At 70.4% G+C, this 24400-nt stretch carries 22 protein-coding genes and 2 pseudogenes; 15 read left to right on the top strand and 9 right to left on the bottom strand.

The window, feature by feature from the left end; all coding sequences use genetic code 11:
* Nucleotides 1-227 precede the first annotated feature (227 nt).
* The 4 genes and pseudogenes from ACFVGY_RS19805 to ACFVGY_RS19790 all read left to right on the top strand — a co-directional run bounded on the left by ACFVGY_RS19805 (nucleotide 228) and on the right by ACFVGY_RS19790 (nucleotide 2589).
* On the top strand, nucleotides 228-908 hold the full coding sequence (locus ACFVGY_RS19805) for a TetR/AcrR family transcriptional regulator (protein ID WP_385678902.1): 681 nt from the start codon (nucleotides 228-230) through the stop codon (nucleotides 906-908).
* A pseudogene (locus ACFVGY_RS19800) lies at nucleotides 905-1488 on the top strand (DUF2867 domain-containing protein). The gene ACFVGY_RS19805 and the pseudogene ACFVGY_RS19800 overlap by 4 nt, the downstream one beginning before the upstream one ends.
* A 103-nt stretch (nucleotides 1489-1591) precedes the next feature.
* Nucleotides 1592-2122: a hypothetical protein gene (locus ACFVGY_RS19795; protein ID WP_385678899.1), complete on the top strand. Its 531-nt coding sequence runs from the start codon at nucleotides 1592-1594 to the stop codon at nucleotides 2120-2122.
* A 248-nt stretch (nucleotides 2123-2370) separates the two neighbouring features.
* On the top strand, nucleotides 2371-2589 hold the full coding sequence (locus ACFVGY_RS19790; RefSeq protein WP_385678896.1) for a hypothetical protein: 219 nt from the start codon (nucleotides 2371-2373) through the stop codon (nucleotides 2587-2589).
* Between the two features lie 49 nt (nucleotides 2590-2638).
* Here ACFVGY_RS19790 and ACFVGY_RS19785 read toward each other — a convergent pair whose 3' ends face one another.
* The 3 genes from ACFVGY_RS19785 to ACFVGY_RS19775 all read right to left on the bottom strand — a co-directional run bounded on the left by ACFVGY_RS19785 (nucleotide 2639) and on the right by ACFVGY_RS19775 (nucleotide 4453).
* The gene (locus ACFVGY_RS19785; protein WP_385678893.1) at nucleotides 2639-2998 is read right to left on the bottom strand and encodes an SCO4225 family membrane protein; all 360 of its coding nucleotides are present in this window, start codon (nucleotides 2996-2998) and stop codon (nucleotides 2639-2641) included.
* A gap of 274 nt (nucleotides 2999-3272) precedes the next feature.
* Nucleotides 3273-3995 carry a ricin-type beta-trefoil lectin domain protein gene (locus tag ACFVGY_RS19780; protein ID WP_385678891.1) on the bottom strand — a complete coding sequence of 241 codons (723 nt, stop codon included), beginning with the start codon at nucleotides 3993-3995 and terminating at the stop codon, nucleotides 3273-3275.
* Nucleotides 3992-4453 (bottom strand): hypothetical protein, encoded by a 462-nt coding sequence (locus ACFVGY_RS19775; protein WP_385678889.1) that lies wholly within the window; start codon nucleotides 4451-4453, stop codon nucleotides 3992-3994. The genes ACFVGY_RS19780 and ACFVGY_RS19775 overlap by 4 nt, the downstream gene beginning before the upstream one ends.
* A 314-nt stretch (nucleotides 4454-4767) precedes the next feature.
* Between ACFVGY_RS19775 and ACFVGY_RS19770 the strand changes: the two genes are divergently transcribed.
* Both ACFVGY_RS19770 and ACFVGY_RS19765 read left to right on the top strand, forming a co-directional pair.
* Nucleotides 4768-5496, top strand: a complete 729-nt coding sequence (locus tag ACFVGY_RS19770) for an SDR family oxidoreductase (protein WP_385678886.1) — start codon at nucleotides 4768-4770, stop codon at nucleotides 5494-5496.
* Between the two features lie 247 nt (nucleotides 5497-5743).
* Complete coding sequence (locus ACFVGY_RS19765; protein WP_385678883.1) at nucleotides 5744-6496, top strand: ASCH domain-containing protein; 753 nt, start codon at nucleotides 5744-5746, stop codon at nucleotides 6494-6496.
* Here the strand turns inward: ACFVGY_RS19765 and ACFVGY_RS19760 are convergent.
* A pseudogene (locus ACFVGY_RS19760) lies at nucleotides 6452-7067 on the bottom strand (hypothetical protein); the annotation flags it as partial. The gene ACFVGY_RS19765 and the pseudogene ACFVGY_RS19760 overlap by 45 nt on opposite strands.
* 298 nt (nucleotides 7068-7365) lie before the next feature.
* Nucleotides 7366-7608: a hypothetical protein gene (locus ACFVGY_RS19755; protein WP_385678880.1), complete on the bottom strand. Its 243-nt coding sequence runs from the start codon at nucleotides 7606-7608 to the stop codon at nucleotides 7366-7368.
* Between the two features lie 122 nt (nucleotides 7609-7730).
* Here ACFVGY_RS19755 and ACFVGY_RS19750 point away from each other — a divergent pair, with 122 nt between their 5' ends.
* The 4 genes from ACFVGY_RS19750 (at nucleotide 7731) to ACFVGY_RS19735 (ending at nucleotide 13659) form a co-directional block, all read left to right on the top strand.
* Complete coding sequence (locus ACFVGY_RS19750) at nucleotides 7731-8267, top strand: hypothetical protein (protein ID WP_385678877.1); 537 nt, start codon at nucleotides 7731-7733, stop codon at nucleotides 8265-8267.
* A gap of 34 nt (nucleotides 8268-8301) precedes the next feature.
* Nucleotides 8302-9288, top strand: a complete 987-nt coding sequence (locus ACFVGY_RS19745) for a hypothetical protein (RefSeq protein ID WP_385678875.1) — start codon at nucleotides 8302-8304, stop codon at nucleotides 9286-9288.
* Between the two features lie 462 nt (nucleotides 9289-9750).
* Entirely contained in the window at nucleotides 9751-11259 is a 1509-nt protein-coding gene (locus ACFVGY_RS19740) for a DUF4246 domain-containing protein (RefSeq protein ID WP_385678872.1), read from the top strand.
* A 438-nt stretch (nucleotides 11260-11697) separates the two neighbouring features.
* Nucleotides 11698-13659: a hypothetical protein gene (locus ACFVGY_RS19735; protein WP_385678869.1), complete on the top strand. Its 1962-nt coding sequence runs from the start codon at nucleotides 11698-11700 to the stop codon at nucleotides 13657-13659.
* Between the two features lie 87 nt (nucleotides 13660-13746).
* On the opposite strand, the gene ACFVGY_RS19730 is transcribed toward ACFVGY_RS19735, so the two are convergent.
* Entirely contained in the window at nucleotides 13747-14349 is a 603-nt protein-coding gene (locus ACFVGY_RS19730) for a TetR/AcrR family transcriptional regulator (protein ID WP_385678866.1), read from the bottom strand.
* 76 nt (nucleotides 14350-14425) lie between these two features.
* Here ACFVGY_RS19730 and ACFVGY_RS19725 point away from each other — a divergent pair, with 76 nt between their 5' ends.
* On the top strand, nucleotides 14426-14893 hold the full coding sequence (locus tag ACFVGY_RS19725; protein WP_385678863.1) for a VOC family protein: 468 nt from the start codon (nucleotides 14426-14428) through the stop codon (nucleotides 14891-14893).
* A gap of 57 nt (nucleotides 14894-14950) precedes the next feature.
* Here the strand turns inward: ACFVGY_RS19725 and ACFVGY_RS19720 are convergent, their stop codons facing one another.
* Entirely contained in the window at nucleotides 14951-15931 is a 981-nt protein-coding gene (locus tag ACFVGY_RS19720) for a GlxA family transcriptional regulator (RefSeq protein ID WP_385678860.1), read from the bottom strand.
* Nucleotides 15932-16031: 100 nt separating this feature from the next.
* Between ACFVGY_RS19720 and ACFVGY_RS19715 the strand changes: the two genes are divergently transcribed.
* Nucleotides 16032-16508, top strand: a complete 477-nt coding sequence (locus ACFVGY_RS19715) for a hypothetical protein (RefSeq protein ID WP_385678857.1) — start codon at nucleotides 16032-16034, stop codon at nucleotides 16506-16508.
* A gap of 79 nt (nucleotides 16509-16587) precedes the next feature.
* Here the strand turns inward: ACFVGY_RS19715 and ACFVGY_RS19710 are convergent, their stop codons facing one another.
* Entirely contained in the window at nucleotides 16588-17640 is a 1053-nt protein-coding gene (locus ACFVGY_RS19710; RefSeq protein ID WP_385678854.1) for a hypothetical protein, read from the bottom strand.
* A 900-nt stretch (nucleotides 17641-18540) separates the two neighbouring features.
* Between ACFVGY_RS19710 and ACFVGY_RS19705 the strand changes: the two genes are divergently transcribed.
* Together ACFVGY_RS19705 and ACFVGY_RS19700 are read left to right on the top strand one after the other, a co-directional pair.
* Nucleotides 18541-19092: a hypothetical protein gene (locus tag ACFVGY_RS19705; RefSeq protein ID WP_385678851.1), complete on the top strand. Its 552-nt coding sequence runs from the start codon at nucleotides 18541-18543 to the stop codon at nucleotides 19090-19092.
* A gap of 113 nt (nucleotides 19093-19205) precedes the next feature.
* Nucleotides 19206-20297 (top strand): IS630 family transposase, encoded by a 1092-nt coding sequence (locus ACFVGY_RS19700; protein WP_385678848.1) that lies wholly within the window; start codon nucleotides 19206-19208, stop codon nucleotides 20295-20297.
* Here the strand turns inward: ACFVGY_RS19700 and ACFVGY_RS19695 are convergent.
* Nucleotides 20294-23728, bottom strand: a complete 3435-nt coding sequence (locus ACFVGY_RS19695) for a BTAD domain-containing putative transcriptional regulator (protein ID WP_385678846.1) — start codon at nucleotides 23726-23728, stop codon at nucleotides 20294-20296. The genes ACFVGY_RS19700 and ACFVGY_RS19695 overlap by 4 nt on opposite strands.
* A gap of 423 nt (nucleotides 23729-24151) precedes the next feature.
* On the opposite strand from ACFVGY_RS19695, the gene ACFVGY_RS19690 reads away from it, so the two are divergent.
* Entirely contained in the window at nucleotides 24152-24367 is a 216-nt protein-coding gene (locus ACFVGY_RS19690) for a hypothetical protein (protein ID WP_385678843.1), read from the top strand.
* Nucleotides 24368-24400: the final 33 nt, after the last annotated feature.

The following is a 24400-nucleotide window of genomic DNA, read 5'->3' as shown; positions in this document are numbered from 1 at the left end:
TTTCCGGCGTGCCCCTCAGCCGGAGCGGTCGGCGTCGCCTCCGCAGGAGAGGTCTTCGACGCGCCGGACTGAGCTGCACCCGTAACGGACCGACCCACACCCCTCACGTCAAGCCCTGCCCATGTCGGCAACGCGGGTGCGGGCCCTTCGGGGGCTTTGGGGTCACTTCCCAAGGCCCCGTCGGGGTACGGCATGTTCATGCCCCTGACGCCCTGTAACATACATACATGCATGTACGAAACCAGTTGGGTTCGGACCCGTCGGCCGGGCGGGGCTCCGCCAGTCGTCCTCGTTCCAGTCAGGCCGAACGCAGCGCGCAGACCCGCAGCGCCCTGCTGGAGTCCGCCGCCCGGGGCCTGTCCCGGTACGGCTACGGCAACCTCGTGCTGGCGGAGGTGGCCGGCGACGCCGGGTACACCCGGGGCGCCCTCTACCACCAGTTCAAGGACAAGCAGGACTTGACCCTGGCCGCCCTCCAGTGGGTCCTCGACACCTGGGAACAGGAGGTGGGCCGCCTCGTCGGCCAGGAGTCGGAGCCCGTCGCGGCGCTGCTGGCCATGGCGCGCGGACACGCCGTCTTCTGCCGACGCGACTTCGCCCGCATGGCGATCGCGCTGAGGCTGGAGTTCACCGGGCAGGACCATCCCGTCGGGCGTGAGGTGGAGCGCAGCTACGACGAGCTCGTCACGCACTGCGTCCAGCTCATCGGCGCCGGCCGCGCCGCAGGAACGATCCCGTCCGGCCCTCCGGCCCGTACTCTCGCGCTCGCCTTCGTCGGCGCCCTCGAAGGCACCGCCGTCGCGTTGGCCGGCCAGTCCCCGCACGACGAGCTGCTCGCCGAACGCGCTGTCGCCGGCGTGCTCGGAGTCGACCCCGCTGTCCCCGACCGGACGGATGACCACCGATGAGAGTCCCGAGATCAGCGCACACGTCCCGGCCCTGGCGCATCCACGAGATCGCCCCCGACTTCCGCGTCGAGGACGTCTGGGTCCTGCCGACGCCCGGCGGCCCCGACGACCTTCCGCTGCTGGTGGAGTGGTTCGCGAAGGACGACGGCCCGAATCCGTTCTCGGGTGCCGCCCGCGTCCTCTTCGCGCTCCGCTGGCACGTCGGGAGGGTGTTCGGCTGGGACAAGGCCGGCTCGGGTGTCGGTTCCCGGGTGCCGACACTGCGTAGCCGGTTGCCGGAGGATCTGCGCGAGGGCCCGTGCGGGCCGGATCTGCCGTCGGTTCCGTTCACCTCGGTCTACCTGACGGCCACCGAGTGGACGGCCGAGAGCGCAACAAGACCGTGCACACCGTGATGCACATCGGCTGGGTCCCGGATGACGCCGACGGCCACCGCGGCCAGATGACCGTGCTCGTGAAGCCGAACGGCCTGCTCGGCAGGGTCTACATGGCTGCGATCGCGCCGTTCCGGTACCTGATCGTGTATCCGGCGCTGATGCGCATGATCGGACGGGCGTGGCGGGTCGGCACGCCGACCTGACGTGCGGGCAGCACAGCAGGACGATGACCAACCGCCGCCAGCCGATGAGGACGTCGCTGCTCGGACGCGCCCGGGGTGGTTCAGAGAAGTCAAGGAGATGAAGGTGGAACCCGGAACCAACCGTCCCACTGACCGCGACGAAGCGAACAGGACTGACGTAGAACTGACCGTCCGTCGACAACATGACATTCCCCCGGCGATCCGTGCTCTCGGCCCGGCCGACCCCGACTACATCGACGTCTTCACGCTCCTCACGCATGACGCCTCGCACAGGTCACCGGAGCAGTGGGCGCGTGCGGCGTTCGAAGACGTCGCGGGACTCCCGGGCCAGTTCATCTGGCGGGTGCTTCTGGGCCTGCGGCTGCAGCGCCGGGCAGCACCGGACCACCTGGCCGGATGGAAGATCGCCGACCGCTGCGACAGATGGATCAGGCTCGAAGCCCACTCCTGGATGCTGACCGGCCACCTCGTCGTCCAGGTCGGTGACGAGCAGGTGTCGATGGCCACCATCCTCTGCTACGACCGGCCGATGGGGGCCCGCATCTGGTCGCTGCTGTCCGCAGTACACCGCCGACTGGCTCCCGGCCTGCTGCGCGACGCACACAGGGTTCAGCAACCCGGGCCGCGCCGGTGATCCCGTCCGCGAAGTACAACGCGACACGCCGGGACGTCGCCCGCCGGGCAGTGCCACACCGCGCCTGACCGGTCGGCCGTCGGGCTTCGCGCTGTGCTCGGAGGCCTCATCCCCCACAGGCGGCTCGGCACCGGCCAACCAGCCCACTGGGCACGGGGGTTGAGGCGCCCGTGCGGTGACAGCGGGCGTGCGCATCCGTACGCTGGGTGGTGGCCGGGCGGTGTTGCCCGGGTACACCGGGGGTGCACATGGACACGCCACGCCGATGTGCCAAGTGCCGCACCGAGCTCGTCGTCCGGCGCGACACCTACCGGGAGGCGTTCCGGGACCAGCTCGGCCTGATCGGCGAGATGCGGTCGTTCCCCGGCATCGTCCTCACGACGGCGCTGGGTCCGATCATCCGGGCGTGGCGCGGGAAGCGCCTGCACTGCCCCCGGTGTGGGTGGGAGCGGCAGGTCTGGCGGTAGCAGCCCGTGCCCGCCGTGCCCCGGACCACTACGGGCCGGCTGCAAACCCTCAACGGGGCATTCGTCCCATGAGGTCGGCGCGGGAACCCTTCCTGACCCCGCCGGACCGCTGTGACCTCGTCCTGACGGCGCGTGCCAGCAACCCGAGCAGGAACGCCTGAAACAGGTACGAGAACACGAGGACGCAGACCATCACGACGTCCCCCTGGGCCCAGGCCCCGAGGGATTTGACCACTGTGACCAGCACGACGAGCGTGGGCAGACTGAGCAAGCCGCCCAGCAATCCCCCGACGTAGCTGCCGTTCACTCCGAAGCCGAACCCCAGGAAGAAGGCAGCCAGGCCGAGGTAGGACCCCGACAGCCAGTTGCAGAAGGTCAGGCGCACGAACGTGCGCAATCCAGCACGCATGGTTCTCCGTCAGTAGCTTTCCGGCAGGCCAGCGTACTCGTACGCGGTGAGAGGCCCGCCGCCGGTGAGCTGCACCGGCTGCGCCACCGCGAGCAGCCTGGAGCTTCGAACCTCCCCGAGCCCCGCCGCGGGACGGCGCCCGAGCAGGTCGATGCCGCGCAACACTCAGGCGCTGAGGTCTCCCCGCCGTGTGACCCGCCATGAAACCCGGAAGCAGGTGTTCGTGTGACCTGTCAGGCGGTCCACAGGACCGGGAACGACCGTGCTGAAGCCCTCAGGGAGCGAGGCGCCACCACTGGTCTGCGTACTCCGCGCCGCAGGACGTCTGCGCTGCGGGCCGACCCGCAGCGGGGCCCCGCACCAGCAGGCACTTGGCGGGGCCGATGCTGCGCAGCATGAACTGCCCGCTTCGGGCGCCGGTGCCCCACAGCAGTTCCCAGCGCTGCCCTTCGTACCGAGGGGTACAGGTGAGCTGGTGGACGGGGGCGTCGTTCTCCGGGCCCGTCGCGGCCAGGCACCGGCCGCTGTACCCGTTGCGCAACGTGCGGGTGGCACCGCCGTCCGCCCGCGCCAGCATCCAGGTCCGGTCGGCGGAACCGGTGCACGTGTCCTGCACCGGCACGAGGCGGTCGTCGGCGCCGGCCACCCGCAGGCACAGCCCGCTGTCGTCGTTGACCAGCCGCCCCGTGAGCACCGAGGGATCCGCCTCGGCCGTGCCCGGCGGCGCTGTGCCCGGCGGCGCTGTGCTCGGGCCCGGTGCCGGTGCCGGGGCTGTGTTCGTGGGGGAGGCGGTGGGCCCCGGGCTCGATCCTCCGCCCACCCGGACGGCGATCACGGCGGCCACGCACACCAGGGCGACCGCGCAGGCGGAGAGGACGCTCGCGCGGTGCTCGTGGAAGTTCACCTGGAGGTTCCCGCTGCCGCGCTGCACCCCGGCCGGGCCGTGGAAGGCTTCCCCGCGGCGGCTGTCGCCCTCGCCGGACTCGGCCCCGGTCACGGGCGGGAGTCGAACCGGTTCACCTGGACGTTGCCGTCCCCGGACTGGACCGCCGCCGGTCCGAAGAACACGTTCCGCGTGACACCCCCGCCCGCCGGGCGCACGGCCTCCGCGACCTCGTGCAGCAGCGCGCGGAGTTCCGCCGCCACCGCGGCCCGCTCGTCCGGTTCCAACTGCTCCAGCAGGTCCTGGGTGCGCGTCCGCCAGGCCGCGCCGTGCCTGCTCCGCTCCTCGCCTCTTCGCTCTTCCGGCCCGTCGCCGTCCTGCACGGCCGCCGCCGCCAGTTCGGCGGCGGTCCGGTCCAAGCGCTCCAACTGCACGGTCTCCTGGGCCCGGTTCCCGCGGCCGAGCAACCGGGCCAGGCGGCTTCGGAACTCCTGCCAGACCTCCGTCCCGGCGGCCTGTACGACGCCCGACCCCACCGATGCCGCCAGCGCGACCGCCGCCTCGTCCAGCATGACGCTCCCCTCTCGCCGTACCCGCGCAGTGCCGCAACGGTAGCCCTGCCGCCGTGGCCGCAACACCCGAACGGACACCGAATCCAGCCGAGTTCGGCTCCGATGAGACGGCGGTCAGCTGACCTGACGTGTTTCCACACACAGGCGTGCGCCGTGCCGGAGGAGGCTCGGCCCAGGCCAGAGCGGCGCTGGCGCTCGATCCACCTCCCCAGCTCGTCCCCCTCGAACCGCACGCCTGGCCGAGGCCGTCGACTGCTTCGAGCACGAGCGCTCATATGCCATATTACGGGCATACTCCCTGTGAAAGGTGTGTCATGAAGCTCGCGGTATTCGGTGGTACGGGGCTGATCGGGTCGCAGGTCGTCGAGATCCTGAACGCCGTCGGGCACGAGGCGGTACCGCACGCGCAATCCACCGGAGTCGACGTCATCAGTGGCCAGGGACTGGACGAGGTGATGGCGGGGAGCGACGTCATCGTCAACCTGACGAACTCCCCGACCTTTGACGAAGCCTCCCTGGGCTTCTTCCAGACGTCGATGGACAACCTTCTGGCCGCGGGCCGAAAGGGCGGGGTGGGCCACTTCGTCATTCTCTCGATCGTCGGCGTGGACCAGGTGCCGGAGTTGGACTACTACCGGGCCAAGGTGCTTCAGGAGGACATCCTCACGGCCGGACCGATCCCCTACTCAATCGTCCGTTCGACGCAGTTCATGGAGTTCATCGACGCGATCCTGTCCTGGACTGCCGACGGCGAGACCGTCCGGCTGCCCCCCACGCCGATCCAGCCGATCGCCTCCAAGGACGTGGCCCGCGCGGTGGCGGAAGTCGCCGTGGGCACCCCGCTGAGGGGCATCCGCAACATCGCCGGTCCCGAGGTCTTCGCCCTGGACGAGCTGGGCCGGATCACCCTGTCCCACAAGGGGGACAACCGTGCCGTCGTCACCGACCCCACCGCCGGCATGTTCTCCGTCGTCAAGGGCGACGTCCTCACCGACAAGGACGCCCACCTCGCCCCCACCCGCTACGCCGACTGGCTCTCCTGACCCGCTCGTGCCCGCAAGAACGCAGACCGTGTCACGGTGCAGGGCGTGGGGGGATCCGTGTGACGAGCAGTGGTCGGTGCTGGAGTCGTCGTTGCCTGCGGCGGGTGCGCTGCGCAGGGCCGGGAACCGGCGGCGGCGGATCGGTGGGGCCCTGTGCCCCATGACCACCGACTTGCAGCCAGTGCTGTGACCGCGACCGTTCACTGGGGTGCATGGATTGGGGACGTGTATGAGTAGTGTCTGTTGGATGGACAGCACGATGAATCTGCCGACAGAAGAAGATCTGGAGCTGGTCGAGTTCGCCCAGCGCATTGTTGAGACCAACGGCGACGGTGAGGTGCATACCGTCGGGGCAGCCGTGCGAGACGCACAGGGCCGGATGTTCGGTGGCATCAACCTCTATCACTTCACGGGCGGACCTTGCGCGGAGTTGGTGGCGCTCGGGCATGCGCGTGCTGCGGGAGCGCGTGACCTGACGGCGATCGTTGCCGTCGGGGACACGGGGCGCGGCGTGCTCGCGCCGTGTGGTCGGGACCGGCAGGTCCTGCTGGACCACCACCCAGGTATCCGCGTCCTCGTGCCGACAGCTGGCGGCATTCGCAGTGTCGCGATCACCGATCTCCTGCCTCATGCTTATGTTTGGGGGGAGCAGTCTGCAGCGTCCGACGGAGCGCCCTGCTCGGCGGGGATACAGACCCTGTATTTCCATCGCACCTATCTCGATGCTGTACGCACTGGGCGGAAGACGACCACGGTGCGGTTCCGCGACCCCGTGGAGACGGGCCCGGTGAACATGGTGTTCGAATTGGATGACGAGGTAGTGCTGTCCGGTGTGGTCACTCACATCACTTCCAAGAGCGTTGCCGAGCTGACCGAAGCGGACGCCGTCGCCGACGGGTTTCGCGATCTCGCCGAGCTGCAGGACAGGCTGCGGTTCCACTACCCCGACATCAAGTCAACCGATGACGCCACCATCGTTCACTTCCGCCTGGCGCGTTGACTGTCTCCGCCATCGAGTGAACGAGGCGATTGGCCTTGTTCGTGCCGCTCCTTGCAGGGGTCTGCCACCCCGGCGGATGGCTTTCTCGCTGCGGATGCGGCGCGTTCGCGGCGTTGGGCGGCGAGGACGTCGGGCTGGCGAGCGTTCTTGTTGCGCCAGCGCGGATAAGCGCGCAGGCCCTCGTCTGGACGGTGTGGTTGGTTCATCCGTCAGTTCGTGTGGGCGGAGAGGTTGTCGAGGATCACGTAGATCGGGGCGCCGTCCGGACGGGCGGCCCGGACCGTTCGCATGGCTGCCCAGGTGTGGTCGATGCCCTTGCGGCGCTGGTTGATTCCCCACATCTGGTCGTCGCCGACGGTGTAGCAGCCGTGGAGGTAGGTGATGCCGTGGGTGCGGCGGAACGTTGCCGGCATCCGATCGGGCCTGCCTCGTTCGGCCCAGCAGGAGCCGGCGGTGGGACGGATGCGAGCGGTCCGAACTCGTCGAACGCGAACGTGCGGTCGGGCCGCTCGTTGATCGCGTACTCGATCCTGGCGAGCTTGGCGTCGAAGTCCGCATCCGGGGACTCCTTCCTACCTGAGCCGTGTGGTCCAGCGGCCTGCGATTCTTCGAGTTCGGCGGGGCTCGCCTTGGCCAGTGCTCGGGTCGGCCGCTTCGGTAGGGCGAACACCACAACGCCATCGTTCAAGGGGGAAGTGACCCGTTCCGGCCACGCCGCGGGGCAGCGGGGTGACCGCTGACCGAGCTGCGTGAGCGATGGCGGACCTCAGCGACCCGGGCTTTCGGCGCCTGCACCGTCTACCGGCTGGCGGAGAGTGCGCGGGCGGCGGCCGCGGCGGTGTCGGCGCGGGTGCGGCAGGGGGTCGACGTTACGCAGGCACCGTCGGCACGGTCGCCGTGGTGTTTCGTCGGCTGGCCGGGCGGGTGCAGTCGTCGACGACGGCCGGCACGATCTGTTCGTCCAGGCAGGGCTGGTAGGCGCGGCCGCGCAGGAAGAAGGCGAGATGGCGTCGGGTTTCGGCGAGCAGGTGCCGGTGCTTGAACGCGCTGCGCACCACGTCCCGTACGACCGGGCCCGCCTCGCCGCCGGCGCCCTGACGGCCCGGGTCCACGTCGTGCGCCGCTCGGACCGCCTGAGCACCCGGCCGCCCTGGCCAACACCGTTGCCGTGCCCGCTTCGTCGACCAAGAACGATCCGTGTTCGGATCCCACGTGGCGAGCATAGACTCTGACGGTGATCGAGATCCTCGACAACCTGGACATGCTCTCCCGGCCACACCTCGACCTCACGACCGTCGAGATGGGCGGCATAGCCCTGGGGGCACAAGCCACCAGTGTCCCACGCCAGCGCATCATCGAGGCTCGGTCTTCCATAGTCGCCCGGTACCGCGGCGGGACCGACGTCGACAGCGAGTACTACGACGCCGAGGGGCGTCGGCTGACCCTCGACGCGGTCGTCGACCACGCGGCCCGGTCAGACGGATTCCTGTACTGCGCCGACGAGCTCACCTACAAGGTTCGAGCCGGGTCGGTCGTCGGCTTCGCGATCTACGGCCCGCATCTGTCCCACTTCGCCCACCTGAACTCGTACGAGGAACTCCTGGCCGCGTTCGGCAGACCCGACCGGGTGCACGAAGATGAGGCATACGGCGACCTCATGGGTTACGACAACTACTACTGGGGCGCGCAGAAGCATGTGAGGTGGGACGCCTGGGACCACCGAATAAGCCTGATCAACCTCGGTGCCTTCGAGGGAAACACAGGCCCGTGAACGGACCTTCCGAATCCACCCCGACGCCCCGGTCATGCTCAGCTCCCCCGGCACCGGCACCGGCACCGGCACCGGCACCGGCACCGGCACCGGCACCGGCACCGGAGCGGGTGCTTTTCTCTTGGCCGATATCGGCGACGACCGCGCCCGCTTCGCCACCGCTGGCGGACTCATGGCATACGCGGGAGCTGCCCCGATCACCCGGGCTCGGGCAAGCGCAAGTACGTCCGTCATCGGGGGACGGGGCTGGAGCAGCCGGGAGGTGCCCGGCACCGAGGGAAGCCGACCGCGTCGGGTTGTCGGTGGCGTCCTGGATCATGTCCGGGTGACTCATCGAACGCAGGACACTACTCCCGCCGGACCCGAGACCGGGCTCGCCTGGCTCGCGGCGCCCCGCTGGATTCCTTTCGGCGGATACAACGTGGTGATGGCCCGGGGGCTGACCCCGGACGAGCTGGTGCAGCGGCTCGCGGCAACGGCCTTCTGGGAGGCACCCGCCGTTGTCCATCGGGCGTCTGGCGAGCACACCGCCGAGGAGGTGGGAAACCTCGACCTCTTCGATGTCGACTCGGACGTGCACCTGCGTTACGGCGAGTACGCGGGCCTGTCGTTTGCGGTCATGTACGGCCCGTGGTGGGGCGAGTTCAACGAGCTGGGTCCGGTCTCGGCGGACGGCGCGCACGTCTTCCAGGTGACGTTCGAAGAGGACAACGGCAAGCCCGTTCCGCCGTTCTTCGCGTACCACCGCGATGGGCATCTCGCCTGCTCGTTCAATCTGCATCTGGACGGGTCATGGGGATACGACGGTATCGACGGGGACCCGGCGGTGGCGGCGGAAGTGACAGCGGCCATGGCCGAGGCCGGACTGCCCGTTGCCGGCCGAGAAGGCTACCCAGGCGAAGAGGGCGAAGAGCAGATGCGGTGCACACTGCTGGGGATCCTGGGCCGTCTTTTCGATCTCTCCCTGCCCCGCGAGCAGATCCTTCGGGGTTCCCTCGCCACAGCCACGCTGACGACCTGATGCCATGACCCGCGGAGCCCGGGAGCCCGGCCCTTGGCCAGCCCGAGGTCCGTCCGTGTAGGCCCTTCCCCCCATCGCTTCGAACGCAAGGGTTCAGGCTCTACCGGCGGGCGGTGCTCACCGCCCGCGCGGAAAGCCGCTCCCCGCTCCCCGCTCGCCGCCCTCGCCGCCGCCCACGCCCCCGTCGTCCCGGACCAGGACGAGGTGCTGCTGCTGGAAGGGGGGCGGATCGCTCGGGTGGGCCGGACTGCGGTGGTGAACTGGCGTCGCCGGCCCGACGGCGGCCCTCACCGGCGGCAACGCCTGACCCGCGCGGTCCCGGGCCCGGACACCCCATGGCGTCCGGCCCCCGACTGGGGGTCTTCCGCGACGGTCGTCCCCGCTCCCGGGGCCGTGGCTGTGGTGTCAGTGGGGCGGGCTATCCTTCCCGGCACCGCACACCGACCGTGAGGATCACCAGAAGTGACCGGCCTGTCCGCCTTCCCGCTGCCCTTCCAGAGCTCCCGTTCCCAGGCGTTCGCGACGCCCCGGACGTTGCGGGAACTGCAGATGATGCAGTGCAGCTCGCACCTGCGCGCCAAGCCTGCGTGGTTCGACAAGATGAACGACGCCGACATCGTCGACAGGTGGACGCGGGAAGCGGTGGCCCAGGGCCTGACCGAAGCGCAGGTGCGCTACGTGCTCGCCGAGCTGGCGCACTACGCCGCGTCGCGGGACGCGCGGACCGGCATCGAGGTGTCCGCGGTCGATGGGGTCTGGCAGTCGGACACCCTCGTCGACGAGCAGCTCGGGTCCCGGTTGCGGGAGGCGGTCCGGGTCCTGGAAGAGGTCCCCGACGCGGAGCGGGACTGGCATCCCGGATCCGGGGGCCAGGTGCTGGATCTCGTGCACCCCTCACTGTTCTGCCTGGTCCGGGAGGTGAGCGGAGGGCCGGAGCGGGCCTGGCAGAACCCGACGAACCACTACGCGAAGTACGAGTTCTCGGAGAGGTTCCAGTGGCTGCCCACGGACGTCGACGTCAGTGACGACGGCGCCGTCGCCTTCCGCTCGTACGTCAACAACGTCCACCCCGAGGTGCATCGCGCACTGGCCTCCGTCCTGCCGGACGTGTTCGCGCGCCTGCGCCCGCTGTTCGAGAACGTGCTCACCGACCTGCGGCACCCGCGGCCCCTGCGGATCGAGGCCGATCCCTACGGCTGGTACGACGCGGAACCGGAGTATCCACGCCAGTCGTCCTACAGTGACAACGCGGCCTACATGGATGCCCGCGCTGCCTGGGAAGAGGCCTATGAGGCCTGGTGGGAGAACCGCCGCCCGATCGTCCCGGACGCTCCGGCCTTCAGCCCGCCCGCACTGCCCGACGCATCCGCCCGGGTCGACCTGCGCGGCCGCCGACTCCAGGTCATCGTCAAGCTCGCCACCGTCCACCTCACACCGGACAAGCCCGAGTACCCCGGCGGTTCGTGGCACGTCGAGGGCATGCTGAACGAGCGGATCGTCTCGACCGGCATCTACTACTGGGACAGCGAGAACATCACGGAAAGCCGTCTGGGATTCCGGGCCGCACTCGACGACCCGCATTACGAACAGAACGACGACGCCGGGCTGCGCGAGGTCTACGGTCTTGAGGACGAAGACGCGCTGAACCAGGTGCTGGGCTCGGTACCGACCCCTGAGGGCCGCTGCGTGGCGTTCCCCAACGTCCTGCAGCACCGCGTGGACGCGTTCCGCCTCGCGGACCCCACCCGCCCGGGACACCGCAAGATCCTCGCGTTCTTCCTGGTCGACCCGGCACAGCAGATCGTCTCGACCTCCGACGTACCGCCGCAGCAGCCCTGGTCCGACACCTCGACCATGACGCTCGCGCAGGCAAAGACGTACCGCGAAGAACTCATGAAGGAAAGGAAGTTCTTCGTCGACGAACACAACGAGCAGCTCTACGAACGGGAGTTCTCCCTCTGCGAGCACTGACCCGCAGGTACGGGACCCGGCCAGGGGTTGTCGCCGGTCAGTGAAACTGTACTGATGGGCGTCAGCTGCCCTTCACCGGTTGGAGGCACGGGTCTTCACCGGCTTCGTGGCGCTGACCTGGGCGGGATGCCGGCGGAGGTTGACGTATTCCCGGTGCAGGTTCTTGCCGTTTCGCGGGTAGACGGCATGGCGTTCCTGTGGGGATCAGGACAGCCTCGGGCGTCAGAGGCCCTCACCTGGGCGTGGAACCGGGCGAAACACGACAGGAACACGACAGGAAGGAGACCGCCCTCGCGCGCCAGGCGGCACGAGAGACCGAACAGCGCGCTCAGGCTGCTCGCCGGGCAGGTCCCTGGACCAGCGGTCTAACCGACCTCAACCACCCAACGGCCGGCTAACGAGATGGGGTGTCAGACCCGGTCGGTACCGTCTGTCCGTGTGAGACCACCTCAGGAACTCGACACCGTCGACTGGACGTCGTGCCATCACGCCTACGGTGCTGCCACCGACGTACCGGAGTCGATACGGGCTCTGTACGCAGATGACGCGGACCGGGCCGAGCGGGCCGTGCGCCTCCTCTTCAACAAGGTGCTCAACCGGGACTCGGTGTATCCGGCGACCGTGGCGGCCGTGCCGTTCCTCGCGCACGCCGCCGTGCACGCCGTCCACGAGCGGGCGAGTGCGCTGGCCTTCCTGGCAGGCGCGGGAGGCCCTGGCCCGCAGCCCCAAGCCGGCCTCGAGGAAGAGGGGTATGCGCAGGTCACGGCCGAGGTACCGGGCCTGCTGCACCTCCTCGCCGACGACGACCCGAAGGTCCGCCTCGGCGCGGTACGCGTCGCACGCTGCGCGACCGGGCAGAGCTTCCCCGCGGCGCTGCGCGAGCTGACCGCCCGCTACGAGGCCGACCCCGTCGCCGAGGTCCGCGTGGACGCGCTGGCCGTTCTCACCCGGCTCGACCCCGACCAGCAGGCGGCGGGCCGGCGCCTGCACGACGCCCTCACGGACCGTCTCCCCGCCGTCCGCGCTGCGGCCTCCCTCGCACTGCTGGAAAGGACGCACCCGCCCTACCCGCCGGACCTCGTCGCGGTCCTGGCCGAGGCCGTCGCGACCGCCGACGGCGACCTCACCGTCGACCAGGCGGCACCCCGCCACCTGGCGGAACGTCACCGGCGCCAGATCCGCCGCCGTTCCCCTTTCACACCACGGCTCTTCCCCGGGATCGGAGACACCGACTCCCGCCTCACCGACATCGCCGAGCAGGACGCGGACGCCGCCGCCGCAGTGGCGGGCGGCTTCGTCACGCGAGGCGACGTCGACGGCCGCGGCTCACGCCGTGCCCACGAGCTCTCCGTCACCTGGCGCGACCGCGAGAACGACACCCTCGCCCTGCTCACCGCGGCCCTGCCGCACCAGCACACGCCCTTCGACCGGTCCCACCTGCTGTACTCCATCGCCTGCTGGACACCCTTCGCCACCCAGCCGCAACCCGGCCTCGCAGACCATCTCCTCCGGCAGGAACTCTGCGACAACTCCGAGACGGCCAACCGCGCCCAGCTCGCCCTCGGCCGCCTCGGCGACGAACGCCTCCTCACCGCCGTGCCCGACCCGTGCGCCGAAGCGGTGGCCGCACTCGCGGCCCGCACCCGCCACCGCGACCACCAGCGCCTCGCCCTCCAGCGGCCGGCGTACCTGGGCTTCGACGACTTCCTCGCCACCCTGGCACCGGACGACGTCCACGCTCTCCTCCCCGACCTCAAGGCCGTACTGCACCGGATGAACCCCGCCGAGCCGGACCGCCCCGAACTGGAGCTCGTCCGCCTGTTCGGAGACTGGGGCGTCCAGGACCCTGAGCTGTTCGGCCTGCTCGACGAAGCCGCCCGCAGCGGCCACGACGAGCTCGCCGCGACCGCAGCCGTATCCGCCGCCCGCCTCGGAGCCGACCCGGAACCGGCCCTCCGCGTGCTGAAGCAGGCCATGGCCGCGGACGACGCCAGCTACCACTGCATCGAGGAGGCGGGGCGTCTCGGCCCGGCGGCGGCACCGCTGCTGCCGCTCATCGAGCCGTACCACGGCCACTGGGACGAGTGGGCGCGGCTGCGCGGGGCCGAAGCCGACTGGCGCATCACCCAGGACCCCGCGCGAGCCGTTGCCGCGCTCACCGGACTCGTCGAGCTCCCCGCCCACGTGACCAGCGGGTATGCGTACACGACGAGCGTCCGCGCTGTGGAGGTGCTCGCGCGCATCGGCACGACACCCGACGCCCTGCGCCGGCGCGTCGAGCACTGGGCCACCTCGCCCCGCCGAGTCATCAGGCCCGACGACTTCTTCGACCCCGTCCATGAGCAGCGCTGCCTCGACGAAGCCCTACGCGAGGCCGCCCTCCACCTGCTCCCGCGTTGACGGGATCCAGCACGTGGCGGGTGGCTACTTCGCGGCGGCCGCCAGTGTGGGCGACACAGAGAACAAGCTGAGCGTCCGCGCGCGAGGTCAGGCCGGGGTGCGCAGCCCCGCCAGGAGCCGGTCGAGCGCCTGCTCCGCAGCCTGTGGGTCCCCGCTTCGCGCGATCCAGAGCGCTGCCTCGTTCATCGCCCCCGAGAGCAGCCGGGCCAGGGGCTCCACCGGCTGGTCGGCGATGATCCCGGCTGCGGCGAGCGCCGTCAGGGCGTCCGCGAGGTGCCGGGCAGAGTACTCCTCGTCCAGGGCCCGCCACTCGTTCCAGCCCAGCACGGTCGGCGCGTCGACCAGCAGGATCTGCCGCACCGCCGGGTCGGTGCCCGCAGCCAGGAAGGCCCGGCAGCCGGCCCGGAGCTGCTCCCAGAGGTCCTCGTACTGCTCGGCTGCGGTCGCGACCCGCTCGCCCAGTTCCTGCTGGACCTCGGCGACGACGGCCCGAAAGAGCCCCGCCTTGCTGTCGAAGTGGTGGTAGGCGGCCCCCTTGGTGACCCCGGCGGCCCGCGCCACCTCGGCCAGCACCACGTGGTGGTACCCATCGGCGGCGAACCGCCGCCGCCCTTCGGCCAGCAGCGCCTGCCGCGTGGCCGCCCGCTGCTGCGCCCGGTTGACCGCCATCGCCCACACCGCCCTTTCCATTTCACATACCGGGGGTATGCTAACGCCACTATTCACATACCCCGGGTATGTGAAATGGATCTGAGGGAGCTCTGCCATGACGAACGAACTCACCACCATGCCCACGACCAAGCTCGGCGGCTTCTACCCCGTGCTCGCCACCCGGGACGTGGCGGCCTCCCGCGACTTCTACACCCGCCACCTCGGGTTCGAGGTGACGTTCGAGGCGGACTGGTACGTCAGTCTGCGCCGCCCCGACGCCCCGCAGTACGAGCTGGCCCTCCTCGACAACGCCCACCCGACCCTCCCTGAGGGCCACCGCGTCGCGCTGCGGGGCGGCTTGCTGCTGAACTTCGAGGTGGACGACGTGGATGCCGAGCACCAGCGGCTCGTGACGGCGGCCGGCCTGCCCGAGGTACTGCCGCTGCGCACGGAGGAGTTCGGCCAGCGCCACTTCATCCTCGCCGCCCCCGACGGTGTGCTGATCGACGTCATCACCGTCGTCCCGCCCACCGAGGAGTACGCCGCCCAGTACACCGACGCCCCATTCCCCGTGTCGAGCTGATCCACCAGACCGTGCAGTCAACAGACCACCCGCGGTACCCGGGCAGGTAGGGGGCGTTCAGGCGGGCCCGGCGGCGGCTGCGCGGTGTGCGGAACGGTAGCGGCCCGGGGAGATTCCATATCTGGCGGTGAAGGCCTGCCGGAGCGTCTCGGCGGACCCGAAGCCGCACCGGGCGGCCACGCTCGACAGCGGAAGCGTCGTCGAGGTCAGCAGGTGGGCTGCGGCCTCAGTTCTGGCGCGTCGGACGTACCGGCCGGGAGGTAGCCCCAGGTGTTCAACGAACAGGCGGTTCAGGTGACGCGGGGCCACTCCAGCGAGCATGGACAGGGCCCCGGCCGACAAGTCGTGGTTCGGGTGCTCAGCGATGTGCTCCACCAGTCGGCGGATCACGTCGTCGCGGGGCGGAGGGGCGGCGGTGAACAGGCTCACCTGCGCCTGGTTTCCCGGGCGTTGCAGATAGACAACCAGGTCGCGGGCAACTTGGCGAGCCAGTTCGGAACCGTGGTCCTCCTCGATGAGGGCAAGGGTCAAATCGATCGCGCTGGTGATTCCCGCCGCCGTGTAGACGTTCCCGTCCTTGATGTAGAGGGGGTCTGGATCCACGGTGACGGCGGGATGCCTCGCCGCGAGCTGGGCTGCGAACCGCCAGTGCGTGGTGGTGCGGCGACCGTCGAGGAGGCCCGCGGCAGCGAGGACGGCGGCCCCTGTGCACAGCGAGGCCACCCGGCGGCTCTCCCGTGCCAGCCGACGCACGTGTCCCACCAGCCGCACGTCCTGCGCGGCACGTTCGAAGCCGATGCCACCCGAGACGAAGAGCGTGTCCAGGGGGCCCGTCACCCGTTCCAGCGATTCCTGGCTGAGCAGGAGGATCCCGGAACCACAGTCGATCGGTGCGCCGGCCGGTCCGGCCAGCCGGACGCGGTACCGGTGGGCGAGGTCCCCGATCCGGTTCGCCATCTGCAGCGCGGTCGTGACGCACGCGATATCCAGCAACTCAGCCGCTTCGTACCCGATCACCAGCATGAGCCGTTCCCCCATGAGGTGTGACCCTATGCCGGACGGACCTACATCCCAAGGTTCGTGACAGGAAGAGAGCACGAGAGCCCACGACCGGCCTGTCGGCCGCGACCGTGGGTGCATGGACCTTCCCCGCGGCTCCCGCGCACGCAGCACGACCGACGTCCCGCCCGACGGCAAGGCCAGCAAGGTTCGCGTTCTCCTGACCCGGTGTGCACGGCGCTGGCCCACCTGGCTCGCCGTGGCCCTCGTCGTCATCACCTTTGCCGACGGTGCCGCGCCGTTCGAACTGCTCGCGGCCCTCCTCGTCGTTATGCCGCTGTGCTACCTGGCCTTCGGGGCCAGGCGCCGGGAGCTCGGCACACAGCGCGCCCTGGCGGTCCAGCTGGCTGGCCTCGTGGTCTTCACGTCCGTGGGGCTCTTGGCGCTCGCGGTGGGCCCGCCGGGCGCTGGCTACGTCGTAGCGGTCGGCTGGTTCGCCCACGGCGTGTGGGATGTAGTGCACCATCGCACAGGCAAGGTCGTGCCGCGGGCCTGGTCGGAGTGGTGTGGTGTCGTGGACTTCCTCGGGGCGGCGGCGATCGTGCTGCTGACCTAGGCCCTTTCTTCGAGGACAGTCCGAACTGCATGCACCGACCACGACTGCTGTCGGTACGCCTGCGGCGCCCCGTGCCCCATCACGGGTGCGGGCCAGTGCCTCGTGATGTCTCCGCCGATCGAGGTGATGGCCGTCGCCCTCGCTGGTGATGATCAACGCCTCGCAGAGCTTGGTATCGGCTGAGTTTGTCGTTCTCGTTGAGGTGCTCGGCTGCCGCAATCGCCGAGTCGAGTACCCCGCTCAGCCATTTCTGCGGAGCTTCTCGTAGATGCCGGTCGCCCTCCTCCAGCAGCAACCGACCCTGGTGTCCGGGCGCAACTGGAACGAGCAGGAAGTACTCCTTGACGAAGGCCTGCCACATGCCCATCCACGGCCAGTCCGGGACTCCTGAGAGCGCCTGCCCGGCTGCCTGCAGGGATTGCCATGCCCCTGTGAAGTCGCCAGCCTGCCGTTCCAATCCGACCAGACTCAGCAGCTTGCTGGCCTTGAGACTCGACTCCGGTGGGCTGTCACAGAGCGCGATGGCTTCTTTCTGCACCGCCACCGCCTCGGTGAGGTAGCCGAGTTGGGCCAGGTGGAACTGCAGTGTATTGAGCGTGTCGTCGGTTCGAGGCTCGCTGGCGGCCCACTCGGTCATGAACAGGCGGGATGCCTCGCGTTCGCCGAGGCGCGCTGCGTGGTAGGCCCATGCCTTCAGACTCTCGTCGGCCGGGTCGGCTGGGAACTGTTCGCGTTGCTGATCCAGCCACCCCTCAACGGCGGCATCGGTGTGGCGGTCCGAGGTGATGTCGCCCAGGATGCGGTCACGGTCGGGGTGGGTGCTGGCTCGTACCAGCTCGGCGGTAGCTGCGGCACCTCCGGTGAGCAAGTGGTTGAGGTGATAGCCGAGAGCCGTGTCGAAGCTGATGTTCTTCGCGGTCCAGTGCAGCCAAAGGTCCTCCGCCTGCCGGTGCTCGGCGACCAGGAAGCCGGCCAGCGTCAGGTCTGGGGCCAGCCCCCAGGGGACGGCCTCCTGATAGAACGTGGTCTGCTGTTGGAGGAGGAAGCGCAGGAGCGGTAGGTCCTGGGGCCGGCGGTCGTATTGCAGTGCCCACAGAACCGCGAAGCGGGCGGCTCTGTTGCGATCGGTCACGGGACCTTCGGGGGTGTCCTGAACGCCGCAGTAGGCGAGGTCCGCCCACGTCGCGGGGTCCCGCCGGGCTTGTTCGAGAGCGGTTCTGGGTCCTCGCAGGAGTCGGTCCTGCTCTTCGGCGGTACTCATCGTCGTCCCCTCGCTTGGTCTCTTGTGGTTCTCTCGGCTCGTTGTTCTCCGCCTTTGCCTTGCCCAAGCGGACCCGGCATGGACCGAACTCGCCGTACTCGGCTCCGTACGGGTTGCGGCCGAAGTCGGCGGCGTCCAGCATCCGCGTCTCGTTCCGCCGTGTGCCGAAGGCGTACGCGGTCTTGAACAGGGTCGCGTCACGGAAGGCCGGCAGCCCGCCCTTGCGGCTGAGGGCCCGGATGCGGGCGACCTCGTCGTCAGCTCGAACACGACTCGCGGTGGCCGGGATACCACGCCGCGCTGCCGACTGGGAGGGACCGCGCCGGAGCGCAGGCGGAAGTGGAGTGTATCGGGCACCGCTGAGACGCCGTCCAGCCAGGTGAGTTCGGTGAGGTCCGCCCACGCGACGACGGTACTGGTCGGGCGTCCTTTGGTGAGCACGGTCGCCGTTCCGTTCCACGTGGTGGCGTCAGTCGCCGGCCCGGGAGTCATCACGCCGGGTTCCGAGACCGCCGACGGATCAGACCCGCCGGGAGGTGATCTACGCCTCGCCGAGTTCGCCGCTTTCGGCCAGGGAGACCACAGCTTCAGGTCACCCCTGCCAAAGGCTGGGCCGAAGAGACGCGGCCACCTCACCCTGGAACCCAGCACGGTCGCTGCCCACAGGGGCGGCACGTAATCGGAACACTTCGGGGGAGGAAGCACGTGATGGGGTTACGAACACGAATGCGCTGGGCTGGCATCGCGGTGGGCGCTGCGGCGGCGGTCGCGGTGACTTCTGGGCCTGCGGCGGGTGCCGACCAGTGGCGGCCGCGGCCGGGCACCTTGTACATCTCCGACCTGCCCAAGACCGAGTCGTGGCGTGCCGCACCGGTCTCGCGCGGCTGGGGCGACACGCACGAATGCCTGGCACCCTGGCCGGAGAACAAGCCCGAGGTCAACGTCTGGCACCGGGACTTCAGCACCGCGGAGACCGCCTACGCCCAGCAGAAGGTGGTCGTCTTCGCCACCGAGGCCGAGGCCATCACGTTCGCAGCGGAGACCCGCAAGAACTACGCCGAGTGCGCGAACCGCCCCCAGGAGCCCGGGGTGACCGCTACCGGCTACGACCACGGCGTGCTGGACGTGGAGGAAGGCGCCACCCTGCACGGGATGTACACCTTCGACGCTGAAGCCTCCGATCGCCCGCACTTCAACTACCTGTGGGGCGTCGGCCGCGACGGAGACACCGTCACACTGAACATGTGGCAGAGCTACTGGGGCGATCCACCGGTGACCGCCTGGAAGAACACCCTGCGAACCGCGGTGAACAAGCTGTACTGAGCACGCTGCGCGCCGGGCGGAACACGCTTCCCCGCCCGCAACGCCACCCGTCTTCCGGAGTCCCCGCCAGTCTCCTGAGTCAGGAATTCTGTTCAGATGTGTAGGCTTGGCTTGTGGCACGTACCGGGCGGCCGAAGGCCGAGTTGACGCTGTCGGATGAGGAACGCGCTGCGCTGGAGGGGTGGGTGCGGCGTCGCTCCACGCCGCAGGCGTGGGCTTTGCGGTGTCGGATCATCCTGGCCTGCGCCGAGGGCGCCTCGAACAAGGATGTCGCTGTCCGTCTGGGATCGACGCCTCATGCGGTCGGCCGTTGGCGGGCCCGTTTCGTGGAGTACCGGATCGCCGGCCTGGGAGACATGCCGCGTTCGGGCGGTCCCAGGTCGGTGACGGATGAGCAGGTGGCCTCTGTGGTCACCAGGACGTTGGAGTCCACGCCGAAGAACGCGACACACTGGTCGACGCGGTCGATGGCGAAGGAGATGGGCCTGTCCCAGTCCTCGGTCTCACGGATCTGGCGGGCGTTCGGCCTGCAGCCGCACCGCTCGGAGACCTTCAAGCTGTCGACCGATCCCTACTTCGTCGACAAGGTCCACGATGTCGTCGGCCTCTACCTGGACCCGCCCGAGCGGGCGCTGGTGTTCTGCGTGGACGAGAAGTCACAGATCCAGGCCCTGGACCGGTCCCAGCCGGTGCTGCCGATGATGCCGGGGGTCCCGGAGCGGTCAACGCACGACTACGTCCGCGCCGGCACGACCACCCTGTTCGCCGCACTCGACGTGGCCACGGGCAAGGTGATCGGCTCCCTGCACCGCCGCCACCGCGCCGAGGAGTTCAAGAAGTTCCTGGTCAAGCTCGACAAGGAAGTGCCCGCAGGCCTGGACGTCCACCTGATCTGCGACAACTACGCCACCCACAAGACACCGGACATCAAGAAGTGGCTCCTCAGCCATCCCCGATTCCATCTGCACTTCACCCCGACCGGGTCGTCCTGGCTCAACCTGGTGGAGCGATGGTTCGCCGAACTCACCAACAAGCAGATACGGCGAGGCGTCCACAAGTCAGTCCAGGCCCTCGAGAAGGACATCCGAGACTGGATCGCCGTCTGGAACACCGACCCCAAGCCCTACGTTTGGACCAAGACCGCAGACGAGATCCTCGAACGCCTCGCCAGCTATCTGAACAGAATTCCTGACTCAGAAGACTAGGGCGCGGCTCGCCCGCCGCCTACCTCGGGCGGTAGCTCGGCCAGCCCGGCCCGGGCCGCCTCCGCCCAGAGGGGCGAGTCCCACGCGTCCGCCACCCGCGCCGCTTCGCGGTAGTGGCACCCGGCCTGCTCGGGGAGGTCCAGGAACCGGGCCAGTTCACCCAGGGTCTGCGCCACGGGCCGAAGGACGAGGCTGAGGCTGCTCGCGCCGCCCGCCAGCTCGCGCAGCGGCAGCAGTTCCTCGTAGACCTCGGCGGCGGCCGCCGCGTCACGGAAGGCGATGGCGGCCATGCCGCGCAGCCCGGCCAGGATGGGGTAGGCGAAGTCGCGTCGCAGCGGCACGCGCTGCGCGAAGATCTCCCGGGCCTCCTCGGGGCGGCCGCCGGCGAGCAGCGCCATCGCCGCGAGGGCTTCGTTGTGCGGCTTGTACCGCTCCCACACCGCCAGCAGCGTGGGCAGCATCTCGTCCAACCGGCGCTGCTGCAGGCGGATGCACCCGATGCTCAGGGCGGCGAGCCCGCTGAGGTCCACCGCACCGCGCGCGCGGAGTTCCGCGACCGCCGTCCCGAGGGCCTGTTCCGCCTCCTCGAACCGGCCCTGTGCCATGGCGAGCATGGGATGGCGCAGCCTGGCCACCGCGAACGCGCCCTGGAGCTCGTACCGGCGGGCGATCTCGTCCGCCCGTACGAGGCACCGCTCCATCTCCGCCGGGTCGTTGCGGCCGGCGGCGATCCGAGCGGCGACGTAGCAGCTCATCCAGGAGTACTCGGGGCTGTCCTGGGCGTCGGCGACGTCGGCGAGCTCCCGGTGCAGCTCCCGGTACGCGGCGGGTTCGAGCTCGCCGTCGACCTTGCGCAGCAGCGAGGTGAGGACCAGACCCAGCAGACGGGGCTCGCCCACGGTCCGGGCGAGTTCCACGGCCTGCCGCGCCACGGCCACGGCACGGGGGTCGGTGTCGTCGAGCGCGTCGGACAGCTGGTCGAGGAGCAGACACCGTTGAGGGACGGTCAGCCCAGGGTTCTTCAGCAGCTCCTCGAGCTCCTCGACGGCCTCGGGGTCGGACGCCGCATAGGGGCGCACGCGCCAGGGCGTCGGCTCGGTCCACGTCGTGTAGGCAGCGGTCAGCAGGTCGGCCCGGCCCTCCGCACGAGCCACCCGTACGGCCTGCTCCTGGGCCTCGCGGGCGGGTACCACAGCCCCCATGCGGATCCGACAGTCCACCAGCTGTCCCAGCAGCGTCACCCGCAACGAGGCCAGGTCCTGGTCGGCGCATGCGGCCGGATGGTCGGTGAGGAGGCCGAGGGCCGCGTTCAGCAGTGCCTCGGCGCTCTGCGGGGCGTAGCGGCGCACTGCCTGCTCGCAGGCCAGCCGGGCGTGGTGGACCGCGGGCCCGGCGTCGGAGGTCACGACCGCGGCCGCCCGGAGGAGGTGGTGGGCGATGGCGGCGATGTCGTCCGAGCCGAGGGTGATCAATCCCCGGCCCAGGCGGGAGTGCATCCGGGCCAGCCGCAGTCGTGTGAGGTCCCCCTCCAGGGCATCCCGTACGAGGGCGTGGGTGAAGCGGACCGTGCCCGGTCGCGGCTCGGTGAGCAGGCCGGCGGTGACTCCCGCGTCGAGGGCGTCGAGGAGCTGCTCGGGGTCGCTGTCCGCGGCGTGGACGAGGAGGGCGACGGGAGCCTCGCGTCCGGCGACGGCCGCCAGCCGCAGCCCGGCCGTGACGGTCGGCGCGAGCAGAGCCAGCCGTCGCCGCAGTACGTCCTGGACACCCTGCGGGACACGGGCGAGAGCCTGGTGTTCGCCCTCGGCGGCGAGCAGGAGCGCACTCTCCCGAAGATGGAAGGGGTTGCCCCCGGCCCGTTCGGCCAGGGCCGTCGCGGCGTGATCGCTCATGGTGGCCGCGCCGCGCCGCAGCAGTTCCTTCGCCTGGGCGTCCGACAGCCCGCTGAGCCGCAGCCGTACGGGCTCGCAGGCGGCCAGGCGGGCCAGCGCCCCGGTCAGATCGCCCTCTCCGGTGCGGTACGAGCCCACCAGGAGCAGTGGTACGTCGCGCAGCTGCTCGGCGCAGATCAGGAACAGCTCGATGCTCTCCTGGTCACCGCGGTGCAGGTCGTCCAGCACGATCGCGAGCGGCCGCCGCAGCGCCGTGTCGCGCAGCCAGCCGAGCAGCGCCCTGTGCAGTCGGTAGCGCCGGGCCGGACTGCCGTCCGGCTGCCCGGGTTTCCCCTCCGTGCCCGGGGCCAGCAAGGGGGCGAGCTCCTCGGCGTACGGACCCGGGGGCGCGTCCTGCGCCAGGCGCGGCAGCATGTCGAACCAGGCTCGGCCGGGCGGGGCGCCGTCGGTCTCCGGGCACTGCGCTGCCCCTACCAGCCAGCCCTGCTCAGGCAGTTGACGGACGGTCGCCTCCAGGAGACTGGATTTCCCGATGCCGGCCTCACCGGAGATGAGGGCCACCTGGACACGGCCTGCCCGGGCCCGGTCCGCAGCGGCGGCGAGCCCGGCGAGGTCCTCGTCTCGGCCCAGGAGCCGGTCCGCCGTCAGCGACGTCGCCCTCCCGCCTCCGGCGGGACCAGCCGGCCGCCGGTCTTGCCTGCCCGCGGCGGCGATGGCCGGCCCGGAAGGCCAGCTGGCGGTGGCGGTGGCGGTGGCGGTGGCGGATGGCCCGGTCGCCCGGCGGAGGACGTCCAGGCGCTGGTGCAGCAGGGCCTGCTCCAGCTCCAGCAGGGCGGATCCGGGCGCGACGCCGAGCTCTTCGCCAAGGACACGCCGGGCCTGCCGCAACGCGGCCAGGGCGTCCCCTTGGCGGTCGCGTGCCCACAGTGCCAGGGCCAGCAGTCGCCAGCCCTCCTCGTGCAGCGGCTGCTCCCGGGTGAGCGCGCCCGCGTCGGCGAGGGCGCGCGTGGCCTCGCCGACGGCGAGCCGTGCCGCGGTGAGCCGTTCGCGGGCGGTGCGGTGCACCTCTTCCAGGCGGGCGCGTTCGCCCGCGGTCCACGGTTCGTTCGAGAACTCGGCGTAGGGCGCTCCGCCCCACCACGCGAGCGCCTCGGACAGGCCCTCGGCGGCGACGCGGGCGGGCAACTGCGGAGCCGAGCAGGTCAGCACCCGGCTCTCGAACACCCAGGCGTCGACCGCGTCGGCCTCCAGAGCGAGGGCATAGCCGTAGGGCGCGCTGAGCAGCAGTCGGGCAGGCGTGCGCGGGGCGCGTTCCGGTTCGAGGACGCGACGCAGGCGCGCGATGTAGGCGTGAAGGGACGCCTGTGCGCTCGACGGTACGCGTGTCGGCCACAGCCGCTCGATGATCCGCTCGGTGGGCACGACCGCCCCACGGGCGAGCAGCAGCTGGACCAGAACCATGCGGGCGAGCCTGCCTCCGGCATCGACCGGGCGACCATTGACCTCGACCCCGAACGAACCGAGCACCTTCACTGTGACCATGACAAGGCCATCGTAGACGGCGCGCCACCACGCGCCGGTTGCGGTCGGTGCGGTCCAACGCTGGTTCGGGCTGCCGTTGCAGTCCACTGATTGACGCCCGCGCCGTCGATCCCGGCCAGGTTCTGCCCGCCACTCCGGCCGTGCGTCTGGTGCGGTGGGCGGTGGTACGCATCGTGGTGCCCGGTGCGGTGCGGTGGGGTGCGGTGCCGACGGTGGTGCCCACCCGATGGGTGCGGTGCGACCACTGCCGTCCACGATGCGCACTGCACGAGGGAGAGATGCACCGGGCGGCTCCGGCCGGTGCGGGGTGGGCATCGAGGGCCTGGCCCCCTCCGACCGCCTCCAGCTGCCGCAGGACCTCGGCCACGTCCTCGTGGTCGTCGGCGAGGAACTGGCACGACGAAGTCGACGACGGAACGGGCGATGCCTTCCGCCGCGTCCGGCCGAGCCTCCGACCACGTCCGCAGGGAGGTCACCAGGACCCGCCCGATGGCCTCCAGGGCGAAGGTCGCCGTGGACGGCTCGCCCGCCTCCGGGTCGGGCGGGCCGGTGACGGGGACGACGATCCGCTCGACGACGTCGACGAGCAACTCGGCCGTCCGCGGCTCGCCGCCGGCGATCGGTACGTGGCGGGCGTGATCCGGTCCGTGAGTCGACCGCTGGGCCGGGACG

Source organism: Streptomyces sp. NPDC127106, from assembly GCF_042677605.1.
Taxonomy (GTDB): Bacteria; Actinomycetota; Actinomycetes; order Streptomycetales; family Streptomycetaceae; genus Streptomyces.
This window is presented reverse-complemented; position numbering and strand designations above follow the sequence as displayed.